The sequence below is a fragment of the Psychrobacter piscatorii genome, assembly GCF_001444505.1.
Lineage (GTDB): Bacteria > Pseudomonadota > Gammaproteobacteria > Pseudomonadales > Moraxellaceae > Psychrobacter > Psychrobacter piscatorii_B.
The window spans coordinates 39,951-47,404 of sequence record NZ_LNDJ01000057.1; the positions used below are offsets into that span (position 1 = coordinate 39,951).

Sequence of the window (7,454 nt, forward strand, 5' to 3'; positions counted from 1 at the left end):
TTGTATAAAAGTTCTAGCAAAATAACTCATGCTTAAAACAAGTATCCGTCATAGCGTATCAATAGAATGATGATTGCTCAGATATGAGTAACACGGATGCTATTGTTTATACTGTTCATCTGCTCTTATAATATTTGTCATGGGTACTCGTTACCACTATTTGATTTGAAATGATTAAAATAAAATTGCCTCAGCTATGTAGGTAAACCATGGGCGAACACTACTATCTATGATGTTTTTTGGATCATTATCTAGATCACAACCTCTTTATAACGAGCAATCTAGCCTCCGCGCTTTATTGCAGGTCGTTATTGATCGTTTGTGCCAGCGTTATAAGCTAGCGTTGTCATTGGCCGTCTGTTTATGCCTTGCCGTACCTGCGCATGCCAGCCATGCTGATACAGAATTGGCCGCAAAAACGCCACCAGCAGCAGTCATTACTAGCGATAACGGGGCAAATAATAATGCTACTTCTAGCACCTCTATCAGCACGACTGTTCATAAAAACAGCCAAATGACAGATAGCGTAACTAACATTGATGGTCTAGCGCCAGCCAGCCTATGGCAGCCTGAACTCAACGAACCCAGTTTATATGCTCTATTAGATGCAGAGTTTGCTGCGGATCGTGATGACAAACAACGCGCGATTACGATCTATAAGCAACAATCTTTTAAAGAAGATGCCACAGCGGTATTTGAGAGGGCACTAACTCTATCATTGCGTAATGAAAGGGTTGAGGATTCATTAGCCTTTGCGAAATCATGGCAAGACCAGAATCCTGATCATGTACCTGCTTGGTTTTATGTGGCGCATTTGGCACTACGGGCACACGACTATATCTTAGCTGGCGAGACCTTAAACCGCATCTTGCGTTACGATCCGCGTGCAGATTTGAGCGAAATCCTTATCGGTATTTATCCCAATAATGACGATGACAAACGCGAGCTGCTTGCCGCTTTGCAGCCACTAGATAGTGAGCAAAATGCTTCACTGTCCGTATTAAAAGCTGGTTTACTTTACCAATTTAATGAGCCCGAAATCGCTATCGTACATATTAACCGCGCGCTAGAGCGCCAGCCTGATTATGTGCCTTTTATCACCCTAAAGGCTGATATTTTGCGCAAAATCGTTACAGCAGAAACCGTGGTCAACTATATAAGCCAAGCACGCTTGCGCAATCCTGATAGCAAAAGTTTGTACCTGTACGAGATTCGCTACTTATTAGACTTAAAACAAAGCGAGCAAGCTTGGAAACTATTGCTTGAGGCCCACAGCCGCTTTAACGATGATGCCGAGATTACCTTGCTAGCAGCATTAGTGAGCTTGGATATCGAAGAATATGCGAGTGCGGATGATCTACTCAATATGCTTGCCAAAAACCCCGCTTACCTTGACCAAGCTTATTACTATCTCGGTATCAGTGCTGAGCGCCAGCAGCAGTTTGATAAAGCCAAATACTATCTCAATGCTGTGATGCAAGAAGACTTAGTATTAGAAGCACGTCGAAAAGTGGTCGCATTTGAATTGCTCAATGACGACGTCGACGCCGCCATTGCTACTTTAGAAAAGCTACGTAAAGACTTTACGGTGTTCGCCCCTGACACCTTTGTGATGCAAGCCGATATTTTGTGGCAGCAAAATGAATCAGAAGAAGCCTTACGTCTATTGACGCGGGCCGCTCGTAAATATCCTGATAATGAGATGTTACTCTTTGCCCGTGTCCAACTGTTAGATGACAAAAGCGACTATGTCGTCAAACGTACACTCCTTAATCATTTGCAGGCGCTCGATCCTACCAATTTATCCTATCAGCTCAGTTATGCACAGTTGCTATTGGCCAACGAGCGTAACTCTGAGCAAGGCTTGGCCTTGGCGACCGACATCATCCAAATTCGTTATGATGATCCGCGCTATGATAATGACCTTCATCTGCAAGCTCTCAATGTATTGGCGGGTAATGCACTGGCCAAAGAAAACTATAAGCAAGTCATCGACTATCTACAAACGCCTTACGATGTGCTCCCAACCCTGCGCTCAGGCACTCTATTACTGCGTGCTTATCAGGGTCTCGGCAATAACGAAAAAGTCGAAGCACTACTCGCAGATTTGCAACAGCGTTTCTCCTTTGGACAACATAATATCAATGACAGCATACAGCTATATTGATATTGGTTTTTCAAAATAACTGTTGCGGCATGATGCCATTAGGCTTGACACGTCACAAAGCACTTATCAATTACAAGGGACGTATAAGAAGCTAACAGCCGTGCATAACTGAGCAACAAATAGCCCTTAAGCTAATATCTTTGTTAACCTGTCCATTTTCCCATTTTGAGAGCATATTATGTCAGCATCAACGATGTCTTATAAACCAAATAAACTGGCTTTGCTTACTGCGATAGCGACTACAATGGTGATCACCTCTGGCTGTCAGTCTCTAAAAACTGCCAATACTAGCCATCAATCAGGCACCATGATACAAGGTCAAAACGCAGATCAGCCCAAAAAGCTAGAGAGCTTTAACATCACAGGTAAGATTGGCGTGACCACACCTGCTAATGACACCTCAGGCACCCAAGGTGGTAGTGCGTTTTATGCGTGGGGACAAGAAAACGATCGTTTTGCTATTGAACTCATCGGCGCGCTCGGCATTGGCAAAACCAACATTGAGTACAACGGTCAAACGGCCACCTTGGTCAGTGAAAAGACAGGCACACTGACCGCCGATGATCCTGAGGAACTATTACAAAAAGCCACTGGCTGGCAAGCGCCTATCTCGCAAATGCCTTATTGGATCTCTGGTCGCCCCGCGCCTTCAGATAGCGATCCGCAGCTAGATGCTCAAAACCGCTTAATCAGCTCAGTCAATGGCGACTGGAGTGCTAGCTTTACTTATAAAGGGAATGACAAGCTCCCTAGTAAAATCAGCGCTGTACAACCACAGGGCAATAAAGTGGTGATGACGATTAATCACTAATTCGTTACTACTATTCCATCACCACTGAAAAATTAGCCCCTATTGCTCATTATCATAATCGTTTATGAATGTACTTTATGATGAAAAAACATGATTGAAAACATAGCCGAAGCATCTGATTCTACTATTACGCGTTTGTCACCTGCAAAAATCAATCTATTTTTGCACATTACAGGCAAGCGTGCTGATGGCTATCATGATTTGCAAACCGTATTTCGCTTGCTCGATTGGGGCGATTATTTGCATTTTTCACTCATGGATGATGCTGTGATACCAACGGCTGATAATAAAGCAGATGCCGATACCCTCTGTCATCAGCTATTGGTATTAGAGGGTGCAGAGACAATCACGACTAATATAGAAGACAACTTAATTTTTAAAGCGGCGCGCGCATTGCTCGCTTTTGCCATACAGTCAAACACGCTGCCCGAGCAGTTAGCACCAATTACTATCAGGTTAGATAAGCATTTGCCCATGGGTGCAGGATTGGGTGGTGGCTCATCCAATGCCGCAACGACTATGCTAGTGCTCAATGAGCTTTGGCAGCTTAACTTTACTCGCGATGAGCTGATAAAAATTGGTACAAAGGTAGGCGCAGACGTGCCAATCTTTATCTTTGGTCAAGATGCCATTGCGATGGGTATTGGCGAGGAATTAACTGCCATCAATTTACCTGACCAGCAGTATTTAGTCTTAACGCCTGATGCGCATGTCAATACCGCTACCCTATTTGCTCATCCCAAACTACAGCGAGATATCGCTCCTCTATCGATTGATACGATTAAAAATCAATCCAATGATTATGTTCAAAATTTGAATACGCCTTATCACAATGTCTTTACGCCAGTGGTAGCGAGCCTCGCTCCTGCTGTTGCAGAGGCTCTATATTATTTGCAAGGGTTAGAGACGCAAGCACTGGGCACAGCACGCATGACTGGCTCTGGTAGCGCCGTGTTTTTACCTCTAGATGCGAGTATTTCCAGTAATAAAAAGCTATTGGCAAAGTGGGTTGAAGAGGCGCCTTGTGCAGGGTATGTGGTGGGGAGTTTTTAACGTGAATACTTTATATCTAAAAAAATGCTCAATAACAAGTACGGCCTTTGTTTGCTTATCATTAAGTCTAACTGGGTGTACATCGTTACCTAAGTCTTATGATGAACCTAATTCCAAGCGTTTGTCTGATAATGTAATTTTACCATCGCAGCTAGGAATTGAATTAAAAGATAACTCTCAGAATATATCTACTTCTGAGCAGCACCGTAAAACCAGTTCACCTGCTGAACTATTTACTTACGCACCGGCTCTTTCAATGCGCGAAATCAATTTTGTTTTGAAAGGCAAATACGTTATAAAAGATAACTGCTTATACTTTGTTCAGAACGATGATAAGTATCTTAGTCCTATTTTTTATCCAGATAGAGCCATTCTGTTTGAGGATGAAAATTCTATTTCTTTAAAGGGGACCAAGGTTAAACTGGGTGAGGAAGTTCTTACGAGTGGCAAAATTAAAGACCGTATAGGAAGTTATTTTTTGCAAAAAGGTGATACCGTTATCGAAGATACTGAAAATACAGCGTGTCTAACAGAGCCTGCGGTATTTATGAGTGGTAGAGTAGTAAATCCTCAAATATAGACATATATATTGCACTATCAACTTGCGATTCAAAAGCTTGGTGAAACTTTTTATTTAATACATTTATACCGATACAACTCACCTTGCCTAGCTGAATTTTGAATAAATACCAGAAAAAGGCGCAAATGACTTGCAAAATCTGAAAATTTACTTATAATAGGTCGCCACAATAGGGGTATAGCCAAGTTGGTAAGGCATCAGGTTTTGATCCTGACATCCGTTGGTTCGAGTCCAGCTACCCCTGCCATTTTTTAGTACGAAGTGTTAGACATACATTTAGTATAAGCGGTTTATAGACAACCTCTTATGCTATTGTCATTGACAACGTTATCCCAGTTTCGGTATAGTTCGCAATGAACACCGCTAGGGAAAGGTTATGTTTTAGGCGGCTCAATCGTTTATAAGATAACTGACAGGTCGTGACACCATTCTAAGAATGACTATTAGTCGCTATTAGCTTTCGGTTGTTCATAGCCTAGACATTACAGGGGTATAGCCAAGTTGGTAAGGCATCAGGTTTTGATCCTGACATCCGTTGGTTCGAGTCCAGCTACCCCTGCCATTTTTTACTGTAATAGTAGTCTTCAATCTTTTTCACCACTCTTTTCTTAATTTGAGCAGTTTGTCACTGCTTAGCGGTCGCTGCTTGAGTCAATCAATAGGACTTCTGTCATGCCTTATTTGGCGATTTTTACGGGCAATGCCCACCCAGAATTAGCAAAAACCGTAGCCGATCATCTTCATATACCTCTTGGTAAAGCTGACATCACGCGTTTTTCTGATGGCGAAATTGCCGTGGAAATCAAAGAACACGTACGTGGTAAAGACGTGTTTATCATGCAGCCTACTTGTGCACCGACCAACGACAACTTGATGGAAATCATGATGATGGCTGACGCTTTGCGTCGCTCTAGTGCTGGCCGTATCACAGCTGTCATGCCATATTTTGGTTATGCTCGTCAGGATCGTCGCCCGCGCTCAGCGCGTGTACCTATCTCGGCTAAAGTCGTCGCTGACATGTTAAACATCGTCAGTATCGATCGCGTAATGACGGTTGATTTGCACTCAGATCAGATTCAGGGTTTCTTTGACATTCCTGTAGACAATATTTATGGTACGCCAGTACTCCTAAACGACCTACAAAAACAAGATTATGACAATATCATGGTGGTCTCACCCGATGTTGGCGGTGTGGTCCGTGCCCGTGCGATGGCCAAGCAATTAGGCGATACCGATATGGCGATTATTGACAAGCGCCGTGCTCGTGCCAATGAGTCACAAGTGATGCACATCATCGGTGATGTCCGTGACCGTGACTGCGTCATCGTTGATGATATGGTCGATACGGCTGGTACATTATGTAAAGCCGCCGAAGCACTAAAAGAAAATGGTGCACGCCGCGTCTTAGCATACATTACTCACCCTGTTCTATCGGGTAATGCACTCAAAAACATCAGCGAATCTGCGCTAGACGAAGTTGTAGTCACGGATACGATTCCATTATCTGCTGAAGCAAAAGCCTGTAGCAAAATCCGTCAGGTCAGTATCGCGCCAATGCTTGCTGAAAGCTTACGCCGCATTAATAATGAAGAATCTATTAGTGCGATGTTTGATGCCTAATGCTAGACAGTCATTGCTATAAATTTTAATAGTATTATAGTGACAATAAAGATGTAGTCATAAAAATAATAGCGTCAAGTATCAGTACTTGGCGCTATTTTTATGTAGGTACTTTGCGTAGGTCTTTATTATTACTACAAAATCCCGTATAATGCGCGCCTGTGCTGACCTTTTGTTTTATTCAATCAGGCCAGCATTATCAAAAGTGCTGATCATGCTGAATAATAATGGCTATTGTGGTAATTTTTACTATAAAAATCATTGTTATAAGCAAATGGCTAACATCGATAGTTGTGTCATTTATACGCAACGATAGATATTAGCTCTCATCACGTATTAGTGGATTGGTCGCAAATCCACTTTTTTATGACCAGACACTTCATCATTCTTTTTATAGGATTATATCCATGAGCAATAATCATTTTGAACTAAACGCTACTGATCGTTCTGCTGAAATCCAAGGTAAAGGTGCGAGCCGCCGCCTACGTAAGCAGAACCTAGTTCCTGCTATCATCTATGGTGGTGGTGAGCAGCCAACAGCGATCTCTATCAAAATCAACGAGCTAGTAAAAGCACTTGAGTTTGAAGCATTCTTTTCACACATCTTGACCATCAATGTTGACGGTACCGAGCATCAAGCTGTTATCAAAGACTTGCAGCGTCATCCTGCTAAAGGCTTCCCAATGCATGCGGACTTCCAGCGCGTTGTAAAAGGTCAAAAAATCCACATGAACGTTCCTGTGCATTTTGTTGGTCGTGAAGAAGCGCCAGGTACTGCTGCTGCTGGTGTACTATCTACCCTAGTATCTGATATCGAAGTTATCTGCTTACCATCACAGTTACCTGAATATCTAGAAGTAGATGTATCTGGTATGGAAATCGGTGATTTGTTCCGTCTATCAGACATCAAACTTCCTGAAGGCGTTGTGATTCATGAGCTTGAGCTAGAAGACGGCCATGACCGCACTATCGTTAACATGCAGCCACCAACGGTTGAAGAAGTTGACGAAGATGCTGACGACGTTGATGCTGATGAAGTACCAGCAACTGAGCAAAACGACGGCGCTGATGCTGAAGAAAGCAACGACGACGAGTAATATACTATGTCTAGGTAGCACTTTATTTTGTGCTACTTAGTAACAGACTCGTTTAGTTAAGAAGACAGCAGGTGATTTGAAATCTCCTGCTGTTTTTGTAAGTAGGGCGTGTTGAACATTCGACCA

Annotated in this window: 6 protein-coding genes and 2 tRNA genes; all 8 read left to right on the forward strand. The window is 42.8% G+C overall.

Annotated features, from left to right (window positions below; all coding sequences use genetic code 11):
- Positions 1-229 precede the first annotated feature (229 nt).
- Positions 230-2,167, forward strand: coding sequence for a tetratricopeptide repeat protein (locus AS194_RS05140; RefSeq protein ID WP_058024403.1), 1,938 nt, complete (start codon positions 230-232; stop codon positions 2,165-2,167).
- Between the two features lie 178 nt (positions 2,168-2,345).
- A complete protein-coding gene (gene lolB / locus AS194_RS05145; RefSeq protein WP_058024404.1) occupies positions 2,346-2,978 on the forward strand; it encodes a lipoprotein insertase outer membrane protein LolB in 633 nt (210 codons plus the stop codon).
- A gap of 90 nt (positions 2,979-3,068) precedes the next feature.
- Positions 3,069-4,031: a 4-(cytidine 5'-diphospho)-2-C-methyl-D-erythritol kinase gene (gene ispE / locus AS194_RS05150; protein ID WP_058024405.1), complete on the forward strand. Its 963-nt coding sequence runs from the start codon at positions 3,069-3,071 to the stop codon at positions 4,029-4,031.
- Position 4,032: 1 nt separating this feature from the next.
- Positions 4,033-4,611 carry a hypothetical protein gene (locus AS194_RS05155; protein ID WP_152978605.1) on the forward strand — a complete coding sequence of 193 codons (579 nt, stop codon included), beginning with the start codon at positions 4,033-4,035 and terminating at the stop codon, positions 4,609-4,611.
- 171 nt (positions 4,612-4,782) lie between these two features.
- Positions 4,783-4,858: transfer RNA gene (locus tag AS194_RS05160), tRNA-Gln, on the forward strand.
- Between the two features lie 239 nt (positions 4,859-5,097).
- Positions 5,098-5,173, forward strand: a tRNA-Gln gene (locus tag AS194_RS05165).
- Between the two features lie 110 nt (positions 5,174-5,283).
- A complete protein-coding gene (locus AS194_RS05170) occupies positions 5,284-6,231 on the forward strand; it encodes a ribose-phosphate pyrophosphokinase (protein ID WP_057758042.1) in 948 nt (315 codons plus the stop codon).
- Positions 6,232-6,638: 407 nt separating this feature from the next.
- Positions 6,639-7,328 carry a 50S ribosomal protein L25/general stress protein Ctc gene (locus tag AS194_RS05175; RefSeq protein WP_058024407.1) on the forward strand — a complete coding sequence of 230 codons (690 nt, stop codon included), beginning with the start codon at positions 6,639-6,641 and terminating at the stop codon, positions 7,326-7,328.
- Positions 7,329-7,454: the final 126 nt, after the last annotated feature.

Bases quoted from the DNA above. Each gene is read 5' to 3' on its own strand.
- AS194_RS05140 (WP_058024403.1), top strand. From the start codon at position 230: ATGATGTTTTTTGGATCATTATCTAGATCACAACCTCTTTATAACGAG.
- lolB (WP_058024404.1), top strand. From the start codon at position 2,346: ATGTCAGCATCAACGATGTCTTATAAACCAAATAAACTGGCTTTGCTT.
- ispE (WP_058024405.1), top strand. From the start codon at position 3,069: ATGATTGAAAACATAGCCGAAGCATCTGATTCTACTATTACGCGTTTG.
- AS194_RS05170 (WP_057758042.1), top strand. From the start codon at position 5,284: ATGCCTTATTTGGCGATTTTTACGGGCAATGCCCACCCAGAATTAGCA.
- AS194_RS05175 (WP_058024407.1), top strand. From the start codon at position 6,639: ATGAGCAATAATCATTTTGAACTAAACGCTACTGATCGTTCTGCTGAA.